The 24,097-nt window shown below is 73.4% G+C and carries 21 protein-coding genes, 3 tRNA genes and 1 pseudogene; 11 read left to right on the top strand and 14 right to left on the bottom strand.

Annotated features, from left to right (window positions below):
• Positions 1-89 precede the first annotated feature (89 nt).
• From ACF1BN_RS06280 to ACF1BN_RS06270, 3 genes are all read right to left on the bottom strand, one after another.
• Positions 90-1,382 carry an MFS transporter gene (locus ACF1BN_RS06280; RefSeq protein WP_392330382.1) on the bottom strand — a complete coding sequence of 431 codons (1,293 nt, stop codon included), beginning with the start codon at positions 1,380-1,382 and terminating at the stop codon, positions 90-92.
• On the bottom strand, positions 1,379-1,846 hold the full coding sequence (locus ACF1BN_RS06275) for a GNAT family N-acetyltransferase (RefSeq protein WP_392330381.1): 468 nt from the start codon (positions 1,844-1,846) through the stop codon (positions 1,379-1,381). Before ACF1BN_RS06275 ends, ACF1BN_RS06280 begins: the two co-directional genes overlap by 4 nt.
• Positions 1,847-2,036: 190 nt before the next feature.
• A complete protein-coding gene (locus ACF1BN_RS06270) occupies positions 2,037-2,522 on the bottom strand; it encodes a MarR family winged helix-turn-helix transcriptional regulator (protein ID WP_392330380.1) in 486 nt (161 codons plus the stop codon).
• A gap of 105 nt (positions 2,523-2,627) precedes the next feature.
• On the opposite strand from ACF1BN_RS06270, the gene ACF1BN_RS06265 reads away from it, so the two are divergent.
• Positions 2,628-3,044, top strand: coding sequence for an organic hydroperoxide resistance protein (locus tag ACF1BN_RS06265; RefSeq protein WP_392330379.1), 417 nt, complete (start codon positions 2,628-2,630; stop codon positions 3,042-3,044).
• Between the two features lie 587 nt (positions 3,045-3,631).
• Complete coding sequence (locus tag ACF1BN_RS06260; protein ID WP_392330378.1) at positions 3,632-4,447, top strand: hypothetical protein; 816 nt, start codon at positions 3,632-3,634, stop codon at positions 4,445-4,447.
• 167 nt (positions 4,448-4,614) lie between these two features.
• On the opposite strand, the gene ACF1BN_RS06255 is transcribed toward ACF1BN_RS06260, so the two are convergent.
• Complete coding sequence (locus ACF1BN_RS06255) at positions 4,615-5,031, bottom strand: PPOX class F420-dependent oxidoreductase (protein ID WP_392330377.1); 417 nt, start codon at positions 5,029-5,031, stop codon at positions 4,615-4,617.
• Between the two features lie 88 nt (positions 5,032-5,119).
• Here ACF1BN_RS06255 and ACF1BN_RS06250 point away from each other — a divergent pair, with 88 nt between their 5' ends.
• Complete coding sequence (locus ACF1BN_RS06250; protein WP_392330376.1) at positions 5,120-5,593, top strand: hypothetical protein; 474 nt, start codon at positions 5,120-5,122, stop codon at positions 5,591-5,593.
• Between the two features lie 89 nt (positions 5,594-5,682).
• Positions 5,683-6,249: a TetR family transcriptional regulator gene (locus tag ACF1BN_RS06245; RefSeq protein WP_392330375.1), complete on the top strand. Its 567-nt coding sequence runs from the start codon at positions 5,683-5,685 to the stop codon at positions 6,247-6,249.
• A gap of 238 nt (positions 6,250-6,487) precedes the next feature.
• On the opposite strand, the gene ACF1BN_RS06240 is transcribed toward ACF1BN_RS06245, so the two are convergent.
• From ACF1BN_RS06240 to ACF1BN_RS06230, 3 genes are all read right to left on the bottom strand, one after another.
• A tRNA-Ile gene (locus tag ACF1BN_RS06240) sits at positions 6,488-6,561 on the bottom strand.
• A 175-nt stretch (positions 6,562-6,736) separates the two neighbouring features.
• A tRNA-Asn gene (locus ACF1BN_RS06235) sits at positions 6,737-6,809 on the bottom strand.
• A 5-nt stretch (positions 6,810-6,814) separates the two neighbouring features.
• A tRNA-Asn gene (locus tag ACF1BN_RS06230) sits at positions 6,815-6,887 on the bottom strand.
• 145 nt (positions 6,888-7,032) lie between these two features.
• Between ACF1BN_RS06230 and ACF1BN_RS06225 the strand changes: the two genes are divergently transcribed.
• The 4 genes from ACF1BN_RS06225 to ACF1BN_RS06210 all read left to right on the top strand — a co-directional run bounded on the left by ACF1BN_RS06225 (position 7,033) and on the right by ACF1BN_RS06210 (position 12,618).
• Entirely contained in the window at positions 7,033-7,350 is a 318-nt protein-coding gene (locus ACF1BN_RS06225) for a YtxH domain-containing protein (protein WP_392330374.1), read from the top strand.
• A 36-nt stretch (positions 7,351-7,386) separates the two neighbouring features.
• Positions 7,387-8,826, top strand: coding sequence for an FGGY family carbohydrate kinase (locus ACF1BN_RS06220; protein WP_392330373.1), 1,440 nt, complete (start codon positions 7,387-7,389; stop codon positions 8,824-8,826).
• Between the two features lie 130 nt (positions 8,827-8,956).
• Entirely contained in the window at positions 8,957-10,690 is a 1,734-nt protein-coding gene (locus tag ACF1BN_RS06215; RefSeq protein WP_392330372.1) for an ABC transporter ATP-binding protein, read from the top strand.
• Positions 10,690-12,618, top strand: coding sequence for an ABC transporter ATP-binding protein (locus ACF1BN_RS06210; protein ID WP_392330371.1), 1,929 nt, complete (start codon positions 10,690-10,692; stop codon positions 12,616-12,618). Before ACF1BN_RS06215 ends, ACF1BN_RS06210 begins: the two co-directional genes overlap by 1 nt.
• A gap of 63 nt (positions 12,619-12,681) precedes the next feature.
• Here ACF1BN_RS06210 and ACF1BN_RS06205 read toward each other — a convergent pair whose 3' ends face one another.
• The 6 genes from ACF1BN_RS06205 to ACF1BN_RS06180 all read right to left on the bottom strand — a co-directional run bounded on the left by ACF1BN_RS06205 (position 12,682) and on the right by ACF1BN_RS06180 (position 20,006).
• On the bottom strand, positions 12,682-13,689 hold the full coding sequence (locus ACF1BN_RS06205) for an RNA polymerase sigma factor (protein ID WP_392330370.1): 1,008 nt from the start codon (positions 13,687-13,689) through the stop codon (positions 12,682-12,684).
• Between the two features lie 123 nt (positions 13,690-13,812).
• Positions 13,813-15,717 (bottom strand): DNA primase, encoded by a 1,905-nt coding sequence (gene dnaG / locus ACF1BN_RS06200; protein WP_392330369.1) that lies wholly within the window; start codon positions 15,715-15,717, stop codon positions 13,813-13,815.
• 55 nt (positions 15,718-15,772) lie between these two features.
• Positions 15,773-17,032 carry an NAD(P)/FAD-dependent oxidoreductase gene (locus tag ACF1BN_RS06195; protein ID WP_392330368.1) on the bottom strand — a complete coding sequence of 420 codons (1,260 nt, stop codon included), beginning with the start codon at positions 17,030-17,032 and terminating at the stop codon, positions 15,773-15,775.
• A 128-nt stretch (positions 17,033-17,160) separates the two neighbouring features.
• Positions 17,161-18,462, bottom strand: a complete 1,302-nt coding sequence (locus tag ACF1BN_RS06190) for a deoxyguanosinetriphosphate triphosphohydrolase (RefSeq protein ID WP_392330367.1) — start codon at positions 18,460-18,462, stop codon at positions 17,161-17,163.
• Between the two features lie 35 nt (positions 18,463-18,497).
• Positions 18,498-19,277, bottom strand: a complete 780-nt coding sequence (locus ACF1BN_RS06185; protein ID WP_392330366.1) for a sirohydrochlorin chelatase — start codon at positions 19,275-19,277, stop codon at positions 18,498-18,500.
• Between the two features lie 273 nt (positions 19,278-19,550).
• Complete coding sequence (locus ACF1BN_RS06180) at positions 19,551-20,006, bottom strand: GNAT family N-acetyltransferase (RefSeq protein ID WP_392330497.1); 456 nt, start codon at positions 20,004-20,006, stop codon at positions 19,551-19,553.
• A 78-nt stretch (positions 20,007-20,084) separates the two neighbouring features.
• On the opposite strand from ACF1BN_RS06180, the gene ACF1BN_RS06175 reads away from it, so the two are divergent.
• The 3 genes from ACF1BN_RS06175 (at position 20,085) to ACF1BN_RS06165 (ending at position 23,697) form a co-directional block, all read left to right on the top strand.
• Positions 20,085-20,810: an aquaporin gene (locus ACF1BN_RS06175; protein ID WP_392330365.1), complete on the top strand. Its 726-nt coding sequence runs from the start codon at positions 20,085-20,087 to the stop codon at positions 20,808-20,810.
• Between the two features lie 33 nt (positions 20,811-20,843).
• Positions 20,844-21,521 (top strand): vancomycin high temperature exclusion protein, encoded by a 678-nt coding sequence (locus ACF1BN_RS06170; RefSeq protein ID WP_392330364.1) that lies wholly within the window; start codon positions 20,844-20,846, stop codon positions 21,519-21,521.
• A gap of 73 nt (positions 21,522-21,594) precedes the next feature.
• Positions 21,595-23,697, top strand: coding sequence for a molybdopterin oxidoreductase family protein (locus ACF1BN_RS06165; RefSeq protein ID WP_392330363.1), 2,103 nt, complete (start codon positions 21,595-21,597; stop codon positions 23,695-23,697).
• Here ACF1BN_RS06165 and ACF1BN_RS06160 read toward each other — a convergent pair.
• Positions 23,657-24,040: pseudogene (locus ACF1BN_RS06160) on the bottom strand (gamma-glutamylcyclotransferase family protein); the annotation flags it as partial. The gene ACF1BN_RS06165 and the pseudogene ACF1BN_RS06160 sit on opposite strands and share 41 nt — an antisense overlap.
• Between the last annotated feature and the right edge of the window lie 57 nt (positions 24,041-24,097).

Here is a 24,097-nt window from a genome sequence, read left to right as displayed (position 1 = left end):
GGGCGAAGACGGGTCGGTACGGGAGCGTCCGGGACGCTCCGGATGGGGTGCGGGGGCCTTGAGGGCGGCGGGCGCCGTCGGTGAGGTCCTCAGGGGGTCGGGTCGAGCGCGTCGTACCGGCGGAATCCCCGTGCGAACAGGGCGAACACACCGACGGCGAGGACGCAGAGGAGGCCGCCGCCGGTGATGGCGACGGTGGGCGAGGCGAGGTCGGCGACGGAGCCGGCGACGAAGTCGCCGAGCCGGGGTCCGCCCGCGACGACCACGATGAAGACGCCCTGGAGCCGGCCGCGCATCTCGTCGGGGGCGGCGACCTGCATCATCGTGTTCCGGAAGATCATCGACGAGGTGTCCGCGTATCCGGCGGCGGCGAGGCAGAGGAGGCCGACCCAGAGGTTCCGGCTGAGGCCGAAGGCGGCGATGGCGAGGCCCCAGGCGGCGACGGCGATGAGGATGGCCTGCCCGTGGCGCCGGATCCGGCTCTGCCAGCCGGAGACCACCCCGCCGAGGAGAGCGCCGAACGCCGGTGCGGCGACGAGGAGTCCGGTGGTCTTCGCGTCGCCGCCGAACCAGAGGGCGGCGACGGCCGGGAAGAGCGCCTTGGGCTGGGCGAGGATCATCGCGAAGAGGTCGGAGACGAAGGTCGCGCGCAGGTTGGGTCGGGTGCCGAGGAAGCGCAGCCCGTCGAGGACGGACGCCCTCTCCCGGGCTCCCGGCTTCCCTCCCCCCGCGGTGACCCCCGCCCCGGTGCGCTCCGGCGGCATGGCGGGCAGCCGCCACATCGCGTAGAGGCTCGCGAAGAAGGCGAGGGCGTCGATGAGGTAGGCGGTCTGGTAACCGGCGACGCCCACGATCACGCCGCCGAGGCTGGGGCCGACGAGCGTGCCGAAGGTCATGACCATGGAGTTGAGCGCGTTGGCGGCGCGCAGCTGCTCGGGCGGGAGCAGCCGGGGGATCATCGCGCTGCGGGCGGGCGAGTTGAGGGCGGCGCAGACGGCCTGGAGGGCGACGATCGCGTAGAGGAACCAGACGCGGTGGAAGCCGGCGAAGGCGGCGGCGGAGAGCGCGGCGGCGAGGACGGCGGAGCCGGTGGCGCCGGCGAGCCCGAGGGCGCGGCGGTCGACGGTGTCGGCGATCGCCCCGCCGTACAGGCCGAAGACGACCAGCGGCACGAGGGAGAAGAGGCCGACGAGGCCGACGGAGAAGGCCGAGCCGGTGATGTCGTACACCTGGAGAGAGATGGCGAGGGCGGTCATGCCCTGGCCGACCCAGGAGACGGTGTTCCCGAACCAGAGGCGGCGGTAGTCGGCGGAGGTGCGCAGCGGGGTGAGGTCGGCGAAGACGCGCCGCTTGTCGTCCCGCGGCGATTCGACGGCGGTCACGCCGCGGCCGCGGCGGGGCCGGTGAGGTCGTAGCTCAGCTCGGGGCGCTCCCAGTGGATGCGTCCGGTGGGGGCGACGGTGCCGGTGCGGCGGGCGCCGGTGCGGAGGTAGAACTCCTCGGCGGGCGGGTGGGCGACGACCCGGACGGCGTCGAGCCCGGCGGTGCGGGCCTCGCCGGTCATGTGGGCCATCAGGGTCCGTCCGATGCCGAGGCCCTGCGCGGTGTCGGCGACGAAGGCGAGGTCGAGCTCGGCCTCGTCGAGGAGGAGGGCGTAGAAGCCGAGGACGCGGTCGTCGGCGTCGACGGCGGCGTAGACCGGGTGGTGCTCGATGTAGGCCCCGCCGACCTGGTACCCCTCCACCATGACGGCGTACGGCCCCCGGTAGGCGGCGGAGCCGCGGACGAGCTTGGTCAGGCGCTTGGAGTCGGCGGCCGTGGCGCGGCGGACGGTGATCTCGGACATGCGCCGAGTATAGGAGCTGTACGAGATTCGGCCCTTACATTTCGGTGACGACCGGGCGACCGGGCGACCGGGACCTCGACCGCCGGAGGCGTCGGTCGCGGGATGGGCGCAGCGCGGCGGAGGCGTCGGTCGCGGGGGCGCAGATCGCCGGAGGCGTCAGCCGCAGGAAGGGCGCAGCGCGGCGGAGGCGTCAGTCGCAGGAGGGGCGTAGCTCGCCGGGGTCGAGGGAGTCGAGGCGCTCGGCGAGGGCGGAGAGCCGTTCCCGCAGCTCGCCGATGGAGGCGAGGTCGAGGCCGGTGGCGGCGGCGATCCGGCGGGGCACGCCCAGGGCCCGCTCGCGCAGCGCGACGCCCGCCGCGGTCGCGCGGACGGTGACGGAGCGCTCGTCCTCGGGGCTGCGCCGGCGCTCCACGTATCCGGCCGCCTCCAGCCGCTTGAGCAGCGGCGACAGGGTGCCGGAGTCGAGCCGCAGCCGCTCCCCGATGCCTTTCACGGACAGCTCGCCGTGCTCCCAGAGCACGAGCATGACGAGGTACTGCGGGTAGGTGAGCCCGAGGTCCTTCAGCGCCTCGCGGTAGACGCCGTTGAACGCGCGGGTCGCCGCGTGCAGCGAGAAGCAGATCTGGTGGTCGAGCCGGAGGAAGTCCTCGTCCGGGACCGTGTCGAGCGTCTCCATGACTCCAGGGTACGCGAGACCCCGACGCGTCACTCAGTTGTGCACAACTAAATAGTGCGCTACTAATAGAGGGCACCCCCTCCCGAGGACAGAACGGAAGAACCCATGGACGCCCTGTACACCGCCGTCGCCACCGCCAACGGGCGCGAGGGCCGCGCCGTCAGCTCCGACGGCCACATCGACCTCCCCCTCGCCCACCCCCAGGCACTCGGCGGCAACGGCCAGGGCACCAACCCCGAGCAGCTCTTCGCCGCCGGCTACGCCGCCTGCTTCGCCAGCGCCATGGGCGTCGTCGCCCGCCAGGAGAAGATCGACATCTCCGAGGCGTCCGTCACGGCGGAGGTCTCCATCGGCAAGGACGCCGCCGACGGCGGCTTCGGCCTCGCCGTCGTCATGCGCGCCGAGTTCCCCGACCACCTCCAGGGCGAGGCCGGCCGCGCCCTGCTGGAGAAGACCCACGCCTTCTGCCCCTACTCCAAGGCCACCCGCGGCAACATCACCGTGGACCTCGTCGTCGAGTAGCCCACGGGGAGCCCGCCCGGACGGCTTCGGGCGGCTCCGGACGGGCGGCTTCGGACGGGCGACTTCGGACGGGCAGTCGGCAGAGCGCTCGCTCCGGGCCGACCCGGGCGAGCGGTCCGCAGGAAGCACCACCGGGCTGGCCCGGGGCGAGTGCCCCGGGCCGGCCCGTTCCGCAGTTCCGGGAGGGGAAGGATCGGCACACCGTCTGCCGCCCGGACCGGCCGGCCTGCCCGGCCACGACGCCGTCCAGCGACACACGGCCCGGGGCCCCGACCCGCTCTGGACCGACTTCCGCGACCCCGCCGCACGTGGTCCCGGCGCCGACCCTCGCCGCCCGCCGGGCCCCACCCGCGCCACTGCCCGACCCGAACCCCTCCACCCCCTCCACCGCGAACCCCGTTCCCTGGGCCCGGCCTCCGACACGGCAGCCCTCGTCCGACGGCTAGCCACCCCCTCCCCCGCTTCTGACTATCCGTCAACAAAGCCTTGCCAGAGGCTCCTTGTAGGGTTGTCGGACATCCTTGCCGCAGCACGGTTACAGTCGCCCAGCCCCGGCCCCGCTCCGACCCCGCCAGGAAACGGCTGACATGAAGATGACGCTGCGCGTGCTCGTCCCGGTGATCCTGCTGCTCGCCGTCACCGCGTGCGCCGGGTTCGAGCCGCGCGGCGGCAAGCCGCTGGCGCCCATGCCGGACCACGTACCGAAGGGGCCGGTCTACGACTCGGCCGACGAGGTAGTGGCGGCACTGGAGCGGGCGGGGCTCCCGTGCGAGGTGATCCGTCGGCCGAGCACGAGTGCCGCGACCTGCACCACGGAGATCGACGGGAAGACGGTGGAGAACCAGATCCAGGCGCTGAACACCACCGACTTCACCCGCGACGAGGTCGGTGACTCCATCGACAGCTGGCGGACCAGCGGCAACACGATCGTGGCGGCGGGCAACTGGTTCATCCGCGCCCTGCCCAACCGGGAGGCCCGCTACCCCGTCCGGATCGCCGAAGCCCTGGACGCCGTCGTCCTCCCGCCCCCCTACCCCCTCCCCGACATCCCGGAGAAGCCCGCCTACGCCACGGTGGGCGCCCTCGCCGACGCGATGGAGAAGGAGGGGTTCTGCCTCGGGCGCGAGGAGGTCGACGAGAGGACGGTGTCCTGCGGGACCCGGCTCCCGAAGAAGGACCCGGCGACCTGCTCCGGCCGCTCCCGCCTCCAGCTGTACGGCAGTGCCGGGGAGCGGGACGACGCCGTGCGGCTGACGATCCGGAACGGCAGGGTCGCCTCGCGCATCGTGACCGCCGGGTACTGGACCGCGGAGTTCTGCGACACGACCCAGGCCCGGCGGGTCACCGACGCGCTCGGCGCGGCGTTCATCGACCACCGGATCCAGGAGGAGCCGCCCGCATGAGAGTCCTTCAAGAGCCGTGAGACCGAGCGGCCCCTGAGGCGGTCACCGTCGGCGCGGGCGCGCGGCACGGCCCTCGGGGGCCGCTCGCCGTCCCCGAGGGAGGGGATCGTCCCGGACCTCGGGTGGTACGGCGTGAGGGTCGCGACGCGGCGGGCCACCCGGCGAGGTCACTCCCCCAGCCTGATCCGGATGCCCACGGTCCGGTGCCCGGCCCCCCTCAGCCGGCCGCCCAGCAGACCGACCCGCGCGACGAGACCGTATTTGCGCTTCATCAGGTCGAGATAGTGGACGGTGTCCTGCTCGGCGGGCAGCTCGGCGACGCCCGGCACGGCCTCGCCCTTCGGGGTCCCCCGCCAGTCGCAGGGAGCGACGGTCACCCGGCCGCCGTTGCGGATCCGTTTGACCTTGCCGGCGTCGGCCGCGCTCCACACGGCCAGGCAGTCCCCGTCCCTCATCACCCACACCGGAGTGGGCACGGCCCGCCCGTCCCGGCGGAACGTCGTGAGAAGTACGTACCTGGAGGCCGCCAGTCGCTCAAGTGGGCTGCCCGGTAAGGACGCCGACCCGGAGTATGGGATGCTCATCACGCTAGACTAACTGGTTAGTTACCTCATCTGCATCACCCCCGCCGCGAACCGTCGCGGCGTCCGTCCCGACGACGAGGAGCGCCACGTGCTGAAGTTCGCCTGGGCCGTGCTCGCCGGATTCGCCCTGGGCACCCCGGCCGTGCCCTTCGGCCTCTCGCTCTCCCTCGCCCCTCCCCTCGCCCTCACCGCCGTGCTCCTCGGCGCCGCCGGGTGCCTGCTGTCCGCCGTCCTCGCGACCGACTGGCTGCGTACGCGATGGTCGGCCCGGCGCGCCGAGCGACGCCCCGTCACCGCCGTTCCGCCACGCGGGAATCGCCGCAACCGCCTCGACGGCGCCACCGGTCGGCGGGCCCGGCGCGTGGTGGACCGGTACGGCGTGATCGGCTTCGGCATCATCGGGCCGGCGCTCTTCGGCACCTGGGGATCGGCCCTGCTGGGCACGGCGCTGGGCCTGCCCCGGTGGCGGCTGATCGGCTGGCTCATGGCGGGCGTCACCCTGTGGTGCACGGTCCTGCTGCTCGCCTCGGAGGCGCTGATCGAGGCCCTCGGACTGTGGTGACGAGTCCGCGCACACCCCGCTCCTGACCTGCCACGACCATGATCCCCGCACCCCGGTGAGGCCCTTGGGCCGCCTGTAGCATGACGCCCATGTCCCGAGCCGAGGCCACGAAGGCGCGCATCCTCCACGCGGCGACCGAGGAGTTCGCGGCGTACGGGATCGCGGGAGCGCGCGTCGACCGGATCGCCAAGGCCGCCTCGGCGAACAAGAACCTCATCTACGTCTACTTCTGCAACAAGGACGGGCTCTTCGACGCCGTCTTCGACGCGCATGTCGGACGGGGCCTGGAGAGGGTGCCCTTCACGCCGGACGACCTGCCGGACTACGCCGGGCGCCTGTTCGACTTCTACCAGGAGCACCCCGAGGTGCTCCGCCTCGCCACCTGGCACCGACTGGAACGCGGCGCCGCCGCGGAACGGGAACCCGCCGTCGCCGAGTCGGCGCGCGGCGACAAGCTCGCCTCGCTGGAGGCGGCGCAGCAGGCCCGAGGGGGCACCCCGGCCTTCACCCCGGCCACCCTCCTCCCCCTCGTCCTGGCCCTCGCCTCGGCCTGGAGCCCGACGAACGCCGCGAACCCGCCGACGACGGCCACCCCGTCACCGAACACGACGGAATGCCGCACCGCGATCATGGAAGCCGTACGCCGCCTCCTGTGAGGCGCCGCCCCCGTCCGCCGTCACTCGCCCGCCCCGCGACCGGGGGGGGACAGGCAACCACCGCTCCCACCGGAGGGGCGTCCGTGAACCGCGGATCGGGATCACGGCTGCGCCAAGGGCGTGAACCGTCCAGGTGACGCGGGCGTGTCGCTGCGGGATCCCGGAGCAGGAAAGTGCACCGTGGGAACGAAGAAGCCCGCAGTCACAGGAAAATCCTTCCTGCGGCCACGGGCCGGGGTGGGGCGGGTGGGACTCGAACCCACGGCCGACGGATTATGAGTCCGCTGCTCTAACCGGCTGAGCTACCGCCCCCGACGTTGACGCGCGTACAAGTGTGCGCGCCGTCTGCCGCAGCATAGCCGCTCATACGATCTCCTGCTCCCGAAGATCGGGACGAACGGTGCTGCTCGACCATGAAGACCGCGGAGCGGAACGTATGGTTCCCGGGAACGCGAAAAAGGACCCCTGAGGGTCCTTTTTCGCTCTGCTCCCCCGACTGGACTCGAACCAGTAACCCTCCGGTTAACAGCCGAATGCTCTGCCAATTGAGCTACAGGGGATCGCGCTCCCCCGACTGGACTCGAACCAGTAACCTGCCGGTTAACAGCCGGCTGCTCTGCCAATTGAGCTACAGGGGATTGCTGCGGTGCATCGAACGGTCCTGCCCGGGGCCTCCCGGGCGGCGGTCGCTCGCTGCGAGACATACATTAGCGCAAGCAGGGGGGTGCTCCGCCAATCGGTTCCCCAGGGCATCCCCAGGACCCTCCAGGGAAGGATCGCAGCGTGCGGTACAAGCTGACGTTCGCCGCGGGTCTCGCGCTCGGTTACGTGATCGGTACGCGGGCGGGACGCGAGCGGTACGAACGGATGAAGAAGGCGGCGAAGGACTTCGCGCGGAACCCGGCCGTGCGGAACGCCGCCGAGTCGGCCGCGCAGACCGGCCGGCAGTACGCCGGGAAGGCGGCGCACGTGGTGGGCGACAAGGTGGGCGACCGCCTGCCGTCCTCCGTCACCGACCGGGTGTCCGCCCTGCGCGGACGCGCTCACGTCAACGGGCAGGTCACCGAGAACGACGAGTGGGGCGGCACCAGCAACACCTGACCCGTAACCGCCCCGCGTGCGGCAGAATCGGGTGTCATGGGGATAGTCGCCGGACTCGACAGTTCTTCGGACGCCACGCGCATCGTCGTCTGTGACACCGACACGGGAGCCGTACTGCGGCAGGGGCATGCCCCGCACCCGGTCGACGCCAAGGCCACCGACGTCGACCCGCAGGCCTGGCTGCTCTCGCTCGGGGAGGCCGCGACCGGCGGCCTCCTCGAGGGGGTGGAGGCCATCGGCGTCTCCGCGCAGGCGCACGGCGTCGTGCCGCTCGACGACCGGGGCGGCCTGGTGCGGCCCGCGCTGGTCGGCAACGACAAGCGGGCCCAGGTCGCCGCCGCCGACCTCGTCGAGGCGCTCGGCGGGCGCGACGCGTGGGCCGAGGCCGTCGGCACGGTTCCGCAGGCCGGGCTGCCGGTCGCGAAGCTGCGCTGGCTGGCCCGTGCCGAACCCGAGCAGGCGCGGCGGATCGCCGCCGTCCTCCAGCCGCACGACTGGCTGGTCTGGCAGCTCCTCGGCCGCCCCGCCCGCCGCACCACCGACCGCGGCGCCGCCTCCGGCACCGGCTACTGGTCCGCCCGCACCGGCGCCTACCGCCCCGACCTCGTCGAGCTGGCGCTCGGGCACACCGTCGCCCTGCCCGAGGTGCTGGGCCCCGCCGAGCCGGCCGGCACCACCCCCGAGGGGCTGCTGATCTCCGCCGGCACCGGCGAGACCATGGCCGCCGCCTTCGGGCTCGGGCTCGGCGCCGGCGACGCCGTCGTCTCGCTCGGTGCCTCCGGCTCCGTCATGGCCGTCCACCACGAGGCGCTGGACCGGCCGGGCGCCGCCGTCACCTCGTACGCCGACGCCACCGGCATGCACCTGCCGGTCGTCTCGGTCACCAACGCCGTCCGGACCCTGCGCGGCACCGCCGAGATGCTGGGCGCGGAGTCGCTGGACGAACTCTCCGCACTCGCGCTGAAGTCCACACCGGGCGCCTCCGGCCTGGTGCTCCTCCCCTACCTGGAGGGCGAGCGCACCCCGAACCTGCCGCACACCGCCGGCACCCTCACGGGGCTGCGCCGCGAGTCGATGAAGCCCGAGCACCTGGCGCGGGCCGCCTTCGAGGGCATGCTGTGCGGGCTCGCCGACGCCCTGGACGTGGTGCGCGGCCGCGGGGTCGAGGTCCGGCGGATCTTCCTGCTCGGTGCCGCCGCCTCGCTGCCCGCCGTCCAGGCCCTGGCGCCCGCGCTCTTCGGCGCGCAGGTCGTCGTCCCCCAGCCGGCCGAGTACGCGGCGCTGGGCGCCGCCCGCCAGGCCGCCTGGGCGCTGGGCGTGGCCCGCGGCACCCTCGGCCCGTCCGCTCCCCCGGCCTGGCAGGGCGCCGCCGCCCAGATCCTGGAGCCGGGCGAGGAGCGGCCGGCGGGCCGGGCGGTGCGCCAGCAGTTCGCGGCGGCGCGGGACCAGATCCACCCGGGCGCCTTCGACGCCTGACGGCACGGGGCGAGGGTCGAGGGGCGCGGGGCGGGGGTCGCGGAGCGGTTCGTAAAGTCTTGGCCAGGGCTTGGGCGAGGGCCCGGAACGGAGTCGTAACGGTTCGCGCCCTCGGGCGATAGTGGGAACCGTGCTCATAAGACTTCTCCGAACCCACCTGCGACCGTATCGAAAACCCATCGCCCTGCTCGTCCTGCTCCAGTTCCTCGCGACCTGCGCGAGCCTCTATCTGCCGACCCTGAACGCCGACATCATCGACAAGGGCGTCGTCAACGGGGACACCGGCTACATCCTGCGGTTCGGCGCGCTGATGATCGGCGTCTCCGTGATCCAGGTGCTGTGCAACATCGGCGCCGTCTACCACGGCGCGCGCACCGCGTCCGCCGTCGGGCGGGACGTGCGCGGCGCGATCTACGACCGGGTGCAGTCCTTCTCCGCGCGGGAGCTGGGGCAGTTCGGCGCGCCGTCGCTGATCACCCGGACGACCAACGACGTCCAGCAGGTCCAGATGCTGGTGCTGATGGCGTTCACCCTGATGGTCTCCGCGCCCATCATGTGTGTCGGCGGCATCGTGATGGCCCTCGGCCAGGACGTTCCGCTCTCGGGCGTGCTGCTCGCGGTGGTGCCGGTGCTCGGCATCGCGGTGTCGCTGATCGTGAAGCGGATGCGGCCGCTGTTCCGGACCATGCAGGACCGCCTCGACACGGTGAACCGGGTGCTGCGCGAGCAGATCACCGGCAACCGGGTGATCCGCGCGTTCGTGAAGGACGGGTACGAGGAGGAGCGTTTCCGCGGCGCCAACCACGAGCTCACCGACGTGTCGATGGCGACCGGCCGGCTGATGGCGCTGATGTTCCCGACCGTGATGACCGTCGTGAACGTGTCCAGCGTGGCCGTGGTGTGGTTCGGCGCCCACCGCATCGACAGCGGCGGGATGGAGATCGGCGCGCTGACCGCCTTCCTCGCCTATCTGATGCAGATCGTGATGGCGGTCATGATGGCCACCTTCATGTTCATGATGGTGCCGCGCGCCGAGGTCTGCGCCGAGCGGATCGAGGAGGTCCTGGGCACGTCGACGAGCGTGGTGCCGCCGGCCGAGCCGGTGACGGCGCTGGACCGGCGCGGGCACCTGGAGGTCAGGGCGGCCGACTTCCGCTACCCGGGCGCCGAGGAGTCGGTGCTCCAGGACGTGGAGCTGGTGGCGCGGCCGGGCGAGACCACGGCGATCATCGGCTCGACCGGCTCCGGCAAGTCGACCCTGCTGGGCCTGGTGCCGCGGCTGTTCGACGTGACCGGCGGCGAGGTGCTGGTCGACGGCGTCGACGTGCGGCGGCTCGACCAGGCGCTGATGGCGCGGACGGTCGGGCTCGTGCCGCAGAAGCCGTACCTGTTCTCGGGGACGGTGGCGTCGAACCTGCGGTACGGCAACCCGGACGCGACCGACGAGGAGCTGTGGCACGCGCTGGAGGTGGCGCAGGCGGCCGACTTCGTACGGAGTCTGGAGCACGGCCTGGACGCCCCGGTGGCGCAGGGCGGCACCAATGTGTCCGGCGGCCAGCGGCAGCGGCTCGCGATCGCGCGGACGCTGGTCCAGCGGCCGGAGATCTACCTCTTCGACGACTCGTTCTCGGCGCTCGACTACGAGACGGACGCCCGGCTGAGGGCGGCGCTCTCCGAGGAGACGGCGGACGCGACCGTGGTGATCGTCGCGCAGCGGGTGTCGACCATCCGGGACGCCGACCGGATCGTGGTCCTCGACGAGGGCCGGGTCGTGGGCACCGGGCGGCACCACGAGCTGATGGCGGGGAACGAGACGTACCGGGAGATCGTGCTCTCCCAGCTGACCGAGGCGGAGGCGGCCTGATGGCGGGTCCTGGCGGACGCATGATGGCGGGCGGCACCCCCGGTGAGCGCTCCATGGACTTCAAGGGCTCCTCGAAGCGGCTGCTGCGGCAGCTCGCGCCGGAGCGCGCCGCGCTGTGGGTGATGCTGGTCGCCGGTGTGCTCTCGGTGGCCGGAGCGGTGGTCGGGCCGAAGGTGCTGGGCATGGCCACCGACCTGGTCTTCGCGGGCGTGGTCGGCCGGCGGATGCCCGAGGGCGTGACCAAGGCCGAGGCGCTGGCGAAGCTGCGCGCGGACGGCGACGGCGGCATGGCCGACATGCTCTCCGGGGTCGACTTCACGCCCGGGCGTGGCATCGACTTCGGCGCGGTCGGCGGGGTGCTGCTCGTCGCGCTCGGAGTGTACGTGGTGGCGGGGCTGCTGATGCTGGTCTCCACCCGGCTGTCGATCAAGGTGATCAACCGGACCGTGTACCGGATGCGGGAGGACGTGCAGACGAAGCTGTCGCGGCTGCCGCTGTCGTACTTCGACCGGGCGAAGCGCGGCGAGGTGCTGTCGCGGGCGACCAACGACCTCGACAACGTCGGGCAGACGCTCCAGCAGTCGATGGGGCAGCTCATCAACTCGCTGCTCACGATCGTCGGCGTGCTGGCGATGATGTTCTGGATCTCGCCGCTGCTCGCGCTGGTGGCGCTGGTGACGGTACCGGTGTCGGTGGTGGTGGCGGCGCGGATCGGCAAGCGCTCGCAGCCGCACTTCGTGCAGCAGTGGAAGTCCACGGGCGCGCTCAACGCGCACGTGGAGGAGATGTACACCGGGCACACCCTGGTGAAGGTCTTCGGCCGGCAGGACGAGGCGGCTAAGGGCTTCCGGGAGCAGAACGAGGCGCTGTACGAGGCCGGGTTCAGGGCGCAGTTCACCAGCGGCATGATGCAGCCGGTGATGTTCTTCGTCTCGAACATCAACTACGTGCTGGTGGCGGTGGTCGGCGGTCTGCGGGTGGCGAGCGGCACGCTCTCCATCGGTGACGTGCAGGCCTTCATCCAGTACTCGCGCCAGTTCTCGATGCCGCTGACGCAGGTGGCGTCGATGGCGAACCTGGTGCAGTCGGGCGTCGCCTCGGCGGAGCGGATCTTCGAGCTGCTCGACGCCGAGGAGCAGGAGCCGGACGCGCCGCTGTCGGAGCGGCCGCATGACTTCAAGGGCAAGGTCGCCCTGGAGCACGTCTCCTTCCGCTACGAGGCCGACAAGCCGCTCATCGAGGACCTGTCGCTCACGGTGGAGCCGGGGCAGACGGTCGCGATCGTCGGCCCGACGGGGGCCGGCAAGACGACGCTGGTCAACCTCCTCATGCGGTTCTACGAGGTGACCGGCGGCCGGATCACGCTGGACGGCACGGACATCGCGTCGGTGTCCCGGGCGGAGCTGCGCGCCGGGATCGGCATGGTCCTCCAGGACACCTGGCTCTTCGGCGGGACGATCGCCGAGAACATCGCCTACGGCGCGCCCCGCGAGGTGACCCGGGCGGAGGTCGAGCGGGCGGCGCGGGCGGCCCACGCCGACCGTTTCGTCCGGACCCTGCCGGAGGGGTACGACACGGTGGTGGACGACGACGGCGCGGGGGTCAGCGCGGGCGAGAAGCAGCTGATCACCATCGCCCGGGCGTTCCTGTCGGACCCGGTGATCCTGGTCCTCGACGAGGCGACGAGCTCGGTCGACACCCGGACCGAGGTGCTGATCCAGAAGGCGATGGCCCGGCTGGCCCAGGGCCGGACGTCCTTCGTGATCGCGCACCGGCTCTCCACGATCCGGGACGCGGACGTGATCCTGGTGATGGAGAACGGGTCGATCGTGGAGCAGGGCACCCACGACGAGCTGCTGGTCTCGGGCGGCGCCTACGCCCGCCTGTACGCGGCGCAGTTCGCGGAGGCGGTCGCGGAGGTCGACTGACCAGGTGTCCGTCCGGTCCGCGGAGGGCCCGTGCCGGAGGCGGCGCGGGCCCTTCGCGCGTCCTCAGTCGAGGTAGCCGCGGAGCTGGTCGGCGTAGGTGTGGTCGCGGAGCTTGCCGAGGGTCTTGGACTCGATCTGGCGGATGCGCTCGCGGGTGACGCCGAACAGCTGCCCTATCTCCTCCAGGGTGCGGGGGCGGCCGTCGTCGAGGCCGTAGCGGAGCTGGACGACCTTGCGTTCGCGCTCGCCGAGGGTGGAGAGGACGTCCTCCAGGTGCCGGCGGAGCAGCAGGAAGGCGGCGGACTCGACGGGCGAGGCGGCGTCGCCGTCCTCGATGAGGTCGCCGAGGTCGACGTCCTCCTCCTCGCCGACGGGGGTGTGCAGGGAGACGGGCTCCTGGGCGAGCCGCAGGACCTCGACGACCCGCTCCGGGGTGAGGTCGAGGTGGGCGGCGACCTCCTCGGGGGTGGGCTCGTGGCCGCGCTCCTGGAGCAGGTGGCGCTGGACCCGGATGACCCGGTTGATCAGTTCGACGACGTGGACGGGGACGCGGATGGTCCGGGCCTGGTCGGCGAGGGCCCGGGACATCGCCTGGCGGATCCACCAGGTGGCGTAGGTGGAGAACTTGTAGCCGCGGGCGTAGTCGAACTTCTCGACGGCCCGGATGAGGCCGAGATTGCCCTCCTGGACGAGGTCGAGCATGGTCAGGCCGCGGCCGACGTACCGCTTGGCGACGGAGACGACGAGGCGGAGGTTGGCCTCGATGATCTTCCGTTTCGCGATCCGGCCGAGGACGACGAGCCGGTCGAGGTCGTACGCGAGCTGGGAGTCGAGGTCGGGGGTGCGGGCCAGTTTCTCCTCGGCGAAGAGACCGGCCTCGACGCGGCGGGCCAGTTCGACCTCCTCCTCCGCGGTGAGGAGCGGGATGCGGCCGATCTCGCGGAGGTACTGGCGGAAGAGGTCGGCGGAGGGGCTGTTGCCGCCGGGGTCACTGGTGCGGCGCCGCTGGGCGGGGACCTCGTGGAGCGGGGGCAGTTCGTCCGGTTCGGTGGTCTGGATCTCGGTCTGCACGGGGGGCGACCTCCAGGAGGGGGCGGAACGACACCGTCACCCAGCCCAGTGTGGGGTACGACACATCGCCGCCACGAGGGGCGTGCGATGACTTTTTGGATCCGCGCGGTGACCGAGCGTGGGTCAGAGGGCGGCGGCGCCGTGGTTGCGGAGGGACTGTCCGTACTGGGTGAGGACCCAGAGCTCGTTCTGGACGGCGGCGGCCTTCTCGGGGTCGCCGTGGGCGCCGAGGCGGGCGAGGGAGCCCTGGACGTCGCGGATGCGCCGGTCGACGGCGCGGAGGCGGACCTGGACGAGCTGGGCGCCGGCGTACACCTCGTCGACGGTCTTGGCGAAGACCGTCTCGACGGCGAGTTCGGTGACGAGGGCGCGGACCGTGTCGTTCGGCGCGGCCTCGCGGACGGCGTCGAGGTAGTCGGCGGGGGCCCCGTCGGCGCCGCCGGCGTCCTGGACGCACTGGCGGACGGCGGCGTAGGGCGGGGCGGTGAATTCGTCGATCCCGTAGGCGTCGAAGGCCGGGGAGACGAGGGCCGGGTACTGGAGGGCGAGCTTGAGGAGTTCGCGCTCGGTGCGGTGGGCGGGGCTGCGCAGGTTGAGCGCGGGTCCGGCGGGGCCGCTGGGGGCCTGGACGTCGTGGTACGAGCGCTGCTGCCGGCCGTCGCCGCGCTGGTGGCCGCCGCCCTGCTCCTTGCCGCCGCCGCGCTGCCAGCGGGCGATCTGGGCGACCCGGCGGACGACGAACTGGGTGTCGAGGATGCCGACGAGGCCGGCGAGCTGGACGGCGACCTCGTGCTGCGAGGCGACGTTCTTGATCTTGGCGACGACGGGGGCGGCCTCGTCCAGGGCGGCGGCCCGGCCCGCCGGGGTGTCCAGGTCGTACCGGTTCACGATCTGGCGGAGGGCGAACTCGAAGAGGGGGGTGCGGGGCTCGACGAGGTCGGCGACGGCGTCGTCGCCCTTGGCGAGGCGCAGTTCGCAGGGGTCCATGCCGTCGGGGGCGATGGCGATGTACGTCTCGGCGGCGAACTTCTGGTCGTCCTCGAAGGCCCGTAGGGCGGCCTTCTGGCCGGCCGCGTCGCCGTCGAAGGTGAAGATCACGCGGGCGGAGCCGTTGTCCATGAGGAGCCGGCGGAGGATCTTGATGTGGTCGCCGCCGAAGGCGGTGCCGCAGGTGGCGATGGCGGTGGTGACGCCGGCCAGGTGGCAGGCCATGACGTCGGTGTAGCCCTCGACGACGACGGCCCTGCTGGTCTTGGCGATCTCCTTCTTGGCGAGGTCGATGCCGTAGAGGACCTGGGACTTCTTGTAGACCGGGGTCTCGGGGGTGTTGAGGTACTTGGGGCCGTTGTCGTCCTCGCGCAGGCGGCGGGCGCCGAAGCCGACGATCTCGCCGCCGACGTCCCGGATGGGCCACATGAGGCGGCCGCGGAAGCGGTCGATGGGGCCGCGGCGGCCTTCCTGGGAGAGGCCGGAGACGATCAGCTCCTTGTCGGAGAAGCCCTTGCCGCGGAGGAAGCGGGTGAGGTGGTCCCAGCCGGCCGGGGAGTAGCCGACGCCGAAGTGTTCGGCGGCGGCCTGGTCGAAGCCGCGCTCGGCGAGGAACTTGCGGCCGATCTCGGCCTCGGGGGAGGCGAGTTGGCCGGCGTAGAACTCCGCGGCGATCTTGTGGGCCTCGATCAGGCGGATGCGTTCGCCGCGCTGGTGGCCGGGGTTGTAGCCGCCCTCCTCGTAGCGGAGGGTGATGCCCGCCTTGGCGGCGAGGCGCTCGACCGTCTCCGAGAAGGAGAGGTGGTCGATCTTCATCACGAAGGCGATGGTGTCGCCGCCCTCCTGGCAGCCGAAGCAGTGGAAGAGTCCCTTGCTGGGGCTGACCTGGAAGGAGGGCGACTTCTCGTCGTGGAAGGGGCAGAGTCCCTTGAGGTTCCCGCCGCCTGCGTTGCGGAGCTGGAGGTACTCGGACACCACGGAGTCGATCGGGACCGCGTCCCGGACCGCCTTCACGTCGTCATCGTTGATCCTGCCTGCCACGCAGGCAAGTGTACGGGGGTCCGGGGGTCACCCCCCGGGAGTGTCGCCGCCGGGGTCAGAGGAGGGTTTCCAGGGCCACCGAGGGGTCGCTGAGGGCGTCCGGGTCGACGGTGGCGCGGGAGCGGATGAGCTTCTGGATCGGGTCCGTGACGTCCCACACGTTCACGTTCATGCCGGCGATCACCCGGCCCTCGCTCAGCCAGAAGGCGATGAACTCGCGCTTGCCGGTGTCGCCGCGGACCACGACCTGGTCGTAGGAGCCGGGCGGGGCCCAGCCGGAGTACTCCATGCCGAGGTCGTACTGGTCGGTGAAGAAGTACGGAACCCGGTCGTAGGAGACGTCCTGGCCGAGCATGGCGCGGGCGGCGGCGGGGCCGCCGTTGAGCGCGTTGGCCCAGTGCTCGACGCGGATCCGGTGGTGGAGCGAGGGGTGCTCGAAGGCGGCGACGTCGCCGGCGGCGTAGATGTCGGGGTCGGAGCTGCGCAGCGAGGCGTCGACGGCGATGCCGCCGCCGTCGGCGCGGTCGACGAGGGCGAGGCCGGCGTTCTCGGCGAGGACGGCGCGGGGGGAGGCGCCGATGGCGACGAGGACGGCGTGGGCGGGGTGCTCCTCGCCGTCGTCGGTGCGGACGGCGAGGACCATGCCGTCCTGGCCGGTGATCTCGGTGATGCGGGCGCCGAAGTGGAAGCGGACGCCGTGCTCGGTGTGGAGGTCGGCGAAGAGCTGGCCGAGCTCGGGGCCGAGGACGCGGTGGAGCGGGGTGGGGTCGGCCTCGACGACGGTGACCTCGGCGCCGTAGGTGCGGGCGGCGGCGGCGACCTCCAGGCCGATCCAGCCGGCGCCGGCGATCACCAGGTGGCCGTTGTCCCGGCCGAGGGCCTTGAGCTCGTCGCGGAGCCGCTCGGAGTGGGAGAGCCGGCGCAGGTGGTGGACGCCGGCGAGGCCGGTGCCGGGGATGTCGAGGCGGCGGGGCTCGGAGCCGGTGGCCAGGAGCAGCTTGTCGTAGCGGATGACGGTGCCGTCGCCGAGGCGGACGGTGCGGGCGTCCCGATCGATGGCGGTGACGGTCTGCCCGAGGTGGAGCTCCACGTCGTGGGCGGCGTACCAGGCGGGTTCGTGGACGAGGGCGGAGTCCCGGTCCTTCTTGCCGAGGAGGTGGCCCTTGGAGAGCGGGGGGCGTTCGTAGGGGTGGTCGCGTTCGTCACCGATGAGGATCACCCGGCCGTTGAAGCCCTCCGCGCGGAGCGTCTCCGCCGCCTTGGCACCGGCCAGGCCCCCGCCGACGATGACAAAGGTCTGATCTGCGTCGACCACGTTGATTCCTCCTCGTTGCGACCGGTTCTCTACGCTACGCCTCCGGGCCGGGCCCGGGTGGCACCGCCCCTGGACGTGCATGCGAGGGTCCCGCACGGCGCCGGAAGGCGAAAGGGGGCCCGCGAGCCCTAGGTTCGCGGGGTACGGAGGCGGGCGTGGAGGGCTCGGGCGGAGGCGTCGGTGAGGGAGGCGATCTGGTCGACGATCACCCGCTTGCGGGAACGGTCGTCGGGCGCGGCGGCGAAGAGGGAGCGGAACTGCGGTTCGAGTCCGTCGGGGGCGCGGGCGACGAGCGCCTCGGCGAGCTCCCAGACGACGACGCGCTGGTCGGCGCGGAGCGCTTCCTGCTCGGCGCGCTGGATGACGTACCGGTCGGCGACGGCCTTGAGGACGGCGCACTCGTTGCGCGTGGCGCGGGGGACGACGAGTTCGGCGCCGTAGCGGGTGAGGCGGCCGGTGCCGTACGCCTCGCGGGTGGCGCCCTCGGCGGCGAGGCAGAAGCGGCCGATGAGCTGGCTGGTGGCGTCCTTGAGGCGGGCCTGGGCGGTGGCGGAGCCGTCGTAGGCGTGCGGCCACCACTCCTGGTCGACGAGCCGGTCGAGGGCCTCGGCGAGTTCGGCGGGGTCGGTGTCCTCGGGGACGTAGCGGCCGAGGGCGACGGCGAAGACGTCGGCGCGCTCGGGCTCGGCGTGGAGGAGGTTGGGGTCGATGTGGCCGGCGTGCAGGCCGTCCTCGAAGTCGTGGACGGAGTAGGCGACGTCGTCGGACCAGTCCATGACCTGGGCCTCGAAGCACTTGCGGTGGGCGGGGGCGCCCTGCCGGATCCAGGCGAAGACGGGCAGGTCGTCCTCGTACACGCCGAACTTCGGCGAGCCGGGGTCGGTGGGGTGCCCGCCGCGCGCCCACGGGTACTTGGTGGCGGCGTCGAGGGTGGCGCGGGTCAGGTTGAGGCCGACGCTGACGAGCTCGCCGTCGGCGTCCTTCACGAAGCGCTTGGGCTCGATGCGGGTGAGGAGGCGGAGCGACTGGGCGTTGCCCTCGAAGCCGCCGCAGTCCTTGGCGACGTCGTTGAGCGCCTGTTCGCCGTTGTGCCCGAAGGGCGGGTGGCCCATGTCGTGGGAGAGGCAGGCGGCTTCGACGAGGTCGGGGTCGCAGCCGAGGGCGGCGCCGAGCTCGCGGCCGACCTGGGCGCACTCCAGGGAGTGGGTGAGCCGGGTGCGGGGGCTGGCGTCCCAGGCGTGCCCCCTGGTGCCGGGGGTGACGACCTGGGTCTTCCCGGCGAGGCGGCGCAGGGCGGCGGAGTGCAGCACGCGGGCGCGGTCGCGCTGGAACGCGGTGCGACCGGGTAGTTTGTCGGGCTCCGTCACCCAGCGCTCGGTGGCGTCGGGGTCGTACCCGGGGGTCTCGCTGGTGCCGTCGTAGCCTGCCATGCCTCGACGGTAACCGGAGGGACCGACAAAGGGGTTCAGATGGCCGCGAGTTCCCGCGCGGGGGTGGCGGGGCGGGTGGTGCGGGCACCGTCGTAGCGACGCAGGACGAGGCGGGCGAGGGCGGGGTGGGCGCCGAGCGGGTCGGCGGCGATCCAGGGGGCGTGGGCGGCGGCGCGGGCGGCGAAGAGGCCGGGGGCGGTGAAGCAGGAGGCGACGGCGATCCGGTGGCGGCCGCGGGCGGTGAGGGCGGCGACGGCCTCGGGGACGGTGGGGGCGGCGGCGGAGGCGTACGCGGCGACGACGGGCACCCCGCCGAGGCGTTCGCCGAGGGCGGCGCCGATCCGGCGGAGGGTGGCGGCGGAGCGGGGGTCGCGGGAGCCGGCGGAGGCGAGGACGACGCCGGTGGCGGCGGAGGCGGAGTCGGCGGGGGTCCAGCCGGCCTCGGCGAGCCGGTCGGCGAGGGCCTCGACGAGGAGCGGGTGCGGGCCGAGCGGTTCGGCGGCGCGGGCGCGCAGGCCGGGGACGGCGGCGAGGGCGGCGGGCAGGTCGTGGGTGACGTGGTGCCCGGGGGCCAGGAGCAGCGGTACGAGGACGGCCTCGCGGCCCTCGGCGGCGAGCGCCGCGAGGGTGTCGTCGAGGAGCGGCGCGTTCAGCTCGATGTGGGCGAGGCGGACGTCGAGGCCGGGGCGGAGCTCGCGGACCCGGGTGAGGAGGCGGGCGAGGGTGGCACGCGCGCGGGGATCGCGGCTGCCGTGCCCGACGGCCACGAGGGCGGGGGCGGGGCGGCGACCGGGGGGCTGTGCGGACGAGTGCATGGGCGGCGGACCTCCTGCTCGGGGTTCCCCGCCGGGGCGTCGAACGGACGCACCCGGCGGAGCTGGAGTCCGAGCTGCTGCGCGATCCGCCCCAGCAGGGCGGCGGCGTCCGCGAACGTGCTGTCCGGCTCCGTCATGGACCGATCCTGACGCCAGCACGTTGCCTCCCCGTTGCGCGCCGGTCACGGCTCTTCTCCAGGAGCGCGCGGTGACCGCACACGGGTGTTTCGCCGCCCTCACGCGCGCGTGGGGCGGGATGTCAGGGACCGGGGCTCAGCCCGCGGGGCGCCACACGTAGCGGACGTCGGGCTCCCGCTCCTCGTTGCGCCCGCCGTCGGTGTGCTCGGCGGCGGTGAAGCCGTGCCGCTCGTAGAAGCGCCGCGCGGGGGCGTTGACCTGGAAGGTCCACAGTTCGAGCCCGGTCGGGCTGCGCCGCTTGGCCAGGTCCACGAGGCGGTCGCCGATGCCCTGGCCGCGCCGGGGCGGGTCGACGTAGAGCTGGTCCAGGTCCTCGCCGTCGAGCACCATCATCGCGACGACCTCCCCGCCGGCGGTCGCCACCCAGGTCTCCCGCTCGGGAACGACCACGTGCCGGAGCCAGGAGCGGACCTCCTCGTCGGTGTGCGCCCTGCGGACGTCGGGGAGGGCGGCGGTGTAGGAGCGGAGCCAGACGTCGGCGACGGCGGTGGCGTCGGAGGCGTCCGCGCGGCGGAGGACGAGGTCGGTGATCACCGCCGGATCGTACGGAGGACGCACCCCTCCCCTCCCCTCTTTTTTCGTTCCGAATCACGGAATATCTTTTCCATTATGAGAATGTCCCCCGCGTCGCTCCCCCGGCGCGTCACCGCCGAGTTCACCGGCACCGCCGCCCTCGTCGCCGTGATCGTCGGCTCCGGCATCCGAGCCGACTCCCTCAGCCAGGACATCGGCGTCCGGCTGCTCGCCAACGCCACCGCCTCCGCCCTCGGCCTCGGGCTGCTGATCGCGCTCCTCGGACCGCTCTCCGGCGCCCACTTCAACCCCGTCGTCACCCTCTCCGAGTGGTGGTCGCGCCGCCGCGAGCGGGACACCGGCCGCGAGGTCCTGGCCTACGTCACCGCCCAGGTCGCCGGCGCCGTCGCCGGCGCGCTGCTCGCCGAGGCGATGTTCGGCCGCGCGCCCGGCTCCTGGTCCACCGAGCCGCGCGCCGCGCTCCACCTGCTGCTCGGCGAGGCGGTCGCCACCGCCGGGCTCGTCCTCGTCGTCCAGGGGCTGCGGCACATCGGCCGCCCCCAGCTGGCCCCGGTCGCGGTCGCCGGCTACATCGGCGCGGCGATCTGGTTCACCTCCTCCGGCTCCTTCGCCAACCCGGCGGCCACCGTCGGCCGCTCCCTCACCGACTCGTTCACCGGCATCGCCCCCGCCTCGGTGCCCGCCTACGCCGCCGCCCAGCTCCTGGGGATGCTGCTCGGCATGGGTCTGGCGAGTGTGCTGTACGGCACGGATCGGGCGGCGGGCGAACCGAAGGGGGCGACAGCGCGTCGGACGGGGTGACAGCCCGTCCCCGCCCCCTTGGAGGCACAGCCGATGCAGGTCCGGTTCCCCCGCACCGTCCGGGCCCGCCGCCGCGCCGTCCAGGCCGTGATGGCGGTCGCGGTCCTCGCGCTCGCCCCCGCGACCTGGATGCACACCGCCGCCGCGGGCAAGCTGCGGACGACCGCGGACGTGCCGGCCCGGGACGTCGCCGTGGTCTTCGGCGCCGGCCTGTGGGAGGGGCGCCCGACGCCGTACCTCGCCCACCGGCTCGACACCGCCGCCGAGCTGTACCGGACCGGCAAGGTGAAGGTCCTCCTGGTCACCGGCGACAACAGCCGGACCGAGTACGACGAACCGGGCGCCATGCGCGCCTACCTCGCCGCCCGCGGCGTCCCCGACGACCGGGTCGTCAGCGACCACGCCGGCTTCGACACCTGGGACAGCTGCGTCCGGGCCCGGAAGGTCTTCGGCGTCGAGCGGGCCGTCCTCGTCACCCAGGACTTCCACATCAAGCGCGCCGTGGCCCTCTGCGAGCGGGCCGGGGTGGCCTCGTACGGCGTCGGGGTCGCCGAACCGCACGACGCCGTCTGGTACTACGGCACCACCCGGGAGCTCTTCGCCGCGGGCAAGGCCGCCCTCGACGCCGCCGTCCGCCCCGACCCGCACTTCCTCGGCCCGCGCGAGCCCGGCGTCACCGAGGCGCTGGCCTCACCCGCCGCCGCGCGCTGACCTGAGCGGAGAGCACCGCGCCCGTAATACGGCACGCCGCCGCCCGTAACACGTACGACGCACGCTGGGCGACATGTCCGACGCCACCGCGGTCCCCACCCACTGCCCCTACTGCGCCCTGCAGTGCGGCATGAAGCTCCGCCCCACCGGCACGGCGGAGCTGCCCGCCGAGGTGGTCGAGCGGACCGACTTCCCCGTCAACCGGGGCGCGCTGTGCGGCAAGGGCCGCACCGCCCCCTCCGTACTCTCCTCCCGGGTCAGGCTCACCGAGCCCCTGGTCCGCCGCCCTGACACCGGGGCGCTCGAACCCGCCTCCTGGGAGGAGGCCCTCTCCGCCGTCGCCGAGGGGCTGCGCCGGACCCGCGCCGACCACGGCCCCGACGCCGTGGGGGTCTTCGGCGGCGGCGGACTCACCAACGAGAAGGCGTACACGCTCGGCAAGTTCGCCCGGCTCGTCCTCGCCACCTCGCAGATCGACTACAACGGGCGCTTCTGCATGTCCTCCGCGGCCGCCGCCCACCAGCGGGCCTTCGGCCTCGACCGGGGGCTGCCCTTCCCGCTGGAGGACATCCCGCGGACCGGCTGCGTGATCCTCGTCGGCTCCAACCTGGCCGAGACCATGCCCCCGGCGCTGCGCTATCTCACCGAGCTGAAGGAGAACGGCGGCAGGCTGATCGTCGTCGACCCGCGCCGCACCCGCACCGCCGAGCAGGCCGACCTCCACCTCGCCCCCCGCCCCGGCACCGATCTGGCGCTCGCCCTCGGCCTGCTCCACCTCGTGGTCGCCGAGGGCCGCGTCGACGAGGAGTTCGTCGCGGAGCGCACCTCCGGCTGGGAGGCCGCCCGGGCCGGCGCGATGGCCCACTGGCCCGAGCACGTCGAGCGGATCACCGGCGTCCCCGTGCCCGCCCTGCGCGAGGCCGTCGCGATGTTCTGCGACGCCCCGGACTCCATGGTGCTGACCGCGCGCGGCCCCGAGCAGCAGTCCAAGGGCACCGACACCGTCGGCGCCTGGATCAACCTCTGCCTCGCCACCGGACGGGCCGGCCGGCTGCTCTCCGGCTACGGCTGCCTCACCGGCCAGGGCAACGGCCAGGGCGGCCGAGAGCACGGCCAGAAGGCCGACCAGCTGCCCGGCTACCGCAAGCTCGACGACCCCGCCGCCCGCGCCCACGTCGCCGGCGTCTGGGGCGTCGCCCCCGAGACCCTGCCCGGACCGGGCCGCAGCGCCTACGAACTCCTCGACGCGCTCGGCGGCGAGGTGAGGTCCCTGCTGCTGATGGGCTCCAACCCGGTCGTCTCCGCGCCGCACGCGTCCCACGTCGAGGACCGGCTGCGCTCCCTCGACTTCCTCGCCGTCGCCGACGTCGTCCTCTCCGAGACGGCCGCCCTCGCCGACGTCGTCCTGCCGGTGGCCCAGTGGGCCGAGGAGACCGGCACCATGACCAATCTGGAGGGGCGGGTGCTGCTGCGCCGCCGCGCCCTCACCCCGCCGCCGGGCGTCCGCACCGACCTGGAGGTGCTGCACGCGCTCGCCAGGCTCCTCGGCCGGGAGAAGGGCTTCCCCACCGACCCCGAGGAGGTCTTCGACGAGCTGCGCCGCGCCTCCGCGGGCGGCCCCGCCGACTACTCCGGCATCAGCTACCGGCGGATCGAGGCGGAGGAGGGCGTCTTCTGGCCGTGCCCCGAGACCGGTCCCGGCGAGGACGGCCACCCGGGCACCCCCCGGCTCTTCCTCGACCGGTTCGCCACCGCCGACGGGCGGGCCCGCTTCGTACCGGTGACGCACCGGCCGGCCGCCGAGGAGACCGACGCCGACTACCCCGTGGTGCTCACCACCGGACGGGTCGTCGCCCAGTACCAGTCCGGGGCGCAGACCCGGCGGGTGGCGGAGCTGAACGCCGCCGCGCCCGGCCCGTTCGTGGAGCTGCACCCGCGGCTCGCGGAGCGGCTCGGGGTCGCGGAGGGCGAGCCGGTGACGGTGGTGTCCCGGCGCGGGCGGGCGGTGGCGCCGGCCCGGATCACCGGGGCGATCCGCCCGGACACCGTCTTCATGCCCTTCCACTGGTACGGGGAGGGGCGGGCGAACACGCTGGTGAACCCGGCGCTCGACCCGGTCTCCCGGATGCCGGAGTTCAAGGTGTGCGCGGTCCGTCTGGAGCGGGGCGCCGGCTGAACCAGTCGCCGCTCTCGATGACCGGGCCGAGCGGCGCGTCCGACGCGGCCAGGTACACCCAGGCGGACACCCGGACGCCGTCCCCGGTCCGTACGACGTCCATGGCCGCCCGCTCGTAACCGGCGGGCAGCTCCAGCCGGTCGAGCAGGCCGAACAGGTCGCCGTAGTCGCCGGAGGAGGGCGTGAGGAGGGTGCCGACCACCTCGCTCCCCCGCCCCGGGACGACGTACGGATAGCCCGGCCCGTCGTGCAGGACCGCCCCGGGCAGCACGGCGTCCGCCTCGTCGCCGATCCGGCCGGCGAGGAACCGGTCGTGGTTGTACCCGCCCGGGCGCAGCGTCCCGTACACGAAGAACGGGCGCTCCTCGTACGCGAGGGCTTCGGGCTCGACGGCGTCCTC

The sequence above is a fragment of the Streptomyces sp. NPDC014861 genome, from assembly GCF_043081625.1.
Taxonomy (GTDB): Bacteria; Actinomycetota; Actinomycetes; order Streptomycetales; family Streptomycetaceae; genus Streptomyces.
Note: the sequence above shows the minus strand (reverse complement) of the source record. Positions and strands in the feature narration are given on the sequence as shown.

What these genes read in the sequence shown, in the direction of transcription:
- ACF1BN_RS06275 (WP_392330381.1), bottom strand. Translation starts at nt 1,846, where the DNA reads ATGTCCGAGATCACCGTCCGCCGCGCCACGGCCGCCGACTCCAAGCGC.
- ACF1BN_RS06270 (WP_392330380.1), bottom strand. Translation starts at nt 2,522, where the DNA reads ATGGAGACGCTCGACACGGTCCCGGACGAGGACTTCCTCCGGCTCGAC.
- ACF1BN_RS06265 (WP_392330379.1), top strand. Translation starts at nt 2,628, where the DNA reads ATGGACGCCCTGTACACCGCCGTCGCCACCGCCAACGGGCGCGAGGGC.
- ACF1BN_RS06260 (WP_392330378.1), top strand. Translation starts at nt 3,632, where the DNA reads ATGAAGATGACGCTGCGCGTGCTCGTCCCGGTGATCCTGCTGCTCGCC.
- ACF1BN_RS06255 (WP_392330377.1), bottom strand. Translation starts at nt 5,031, where the DNA reads ATGAGCATCCCATACTCCGGGTCGGCGTCCTTACCGGGCAGCCCACTT.
- ACF1BN_RS06245 (WP_392330375.1), top strand. Translation starts at nt 5,683, where the DNA reads ATGTCCCGAGCCGAGGCCACGAAGGCGCGCATCCTCCACGCGGCGACC.
- ACF1BN_RS06220 (WP_392330373.1), top strand. Translation starts at nt 7,387, where the DNA reads ATGGGGATAGTCGCCGGACTCGACAGTTCTTCGGACGCCACGCGCATC.
- ACF1BN_RS06210 (WP_392330371.1), top strand. Translation starts at nt 10,690, where the DNA reads ATGGCGGGTCCTGGCGGACGCATGATGGCGGGCGGCACCCCCGGTGAG.
- ACF1BN_RS06190 (WP_392330367.1), bottom strand. Translation starts at nt 18,462, where the DNA reads ATGGCAGGCTACGACGGCACCAGCGAGACCCCCGGGTACGACCCCGAC.
- ACF1BN_RS06185 (WP_392330366.1), bottom strand. Translation starts at nt 19,277, where the DNA reads ATGCACTCGTCCGCACAGCCCCCCGGTCGCCGCCCCGCCCCCGCCCTC.
- ACF1BN_RS06175 (WP_392330365.1), top strand. Translation starts at nt 20,085, where the DNA reads ATGAGAATGTCCCCCGCGTCGCTCCCCCGGCGCGTCACCGCCGAGTTC.
- ACF1BN_RS06170 (WP_392330364.1), top strand. Translation starts at nt 20,844, where the DNA reads ATGCAGGTCCGGTTCCCCCGCACCGTCCGGGCCCGCCGCCGCGCCGTC.
- ACF1BN_RS06165 (WP_392330363.1), top strand. Translation starts at nt 21,595, where the DNA reads ATGTCCGACGCCACCGCGGTCCCCACCCACTGCCCCTACTGCGCCCTG.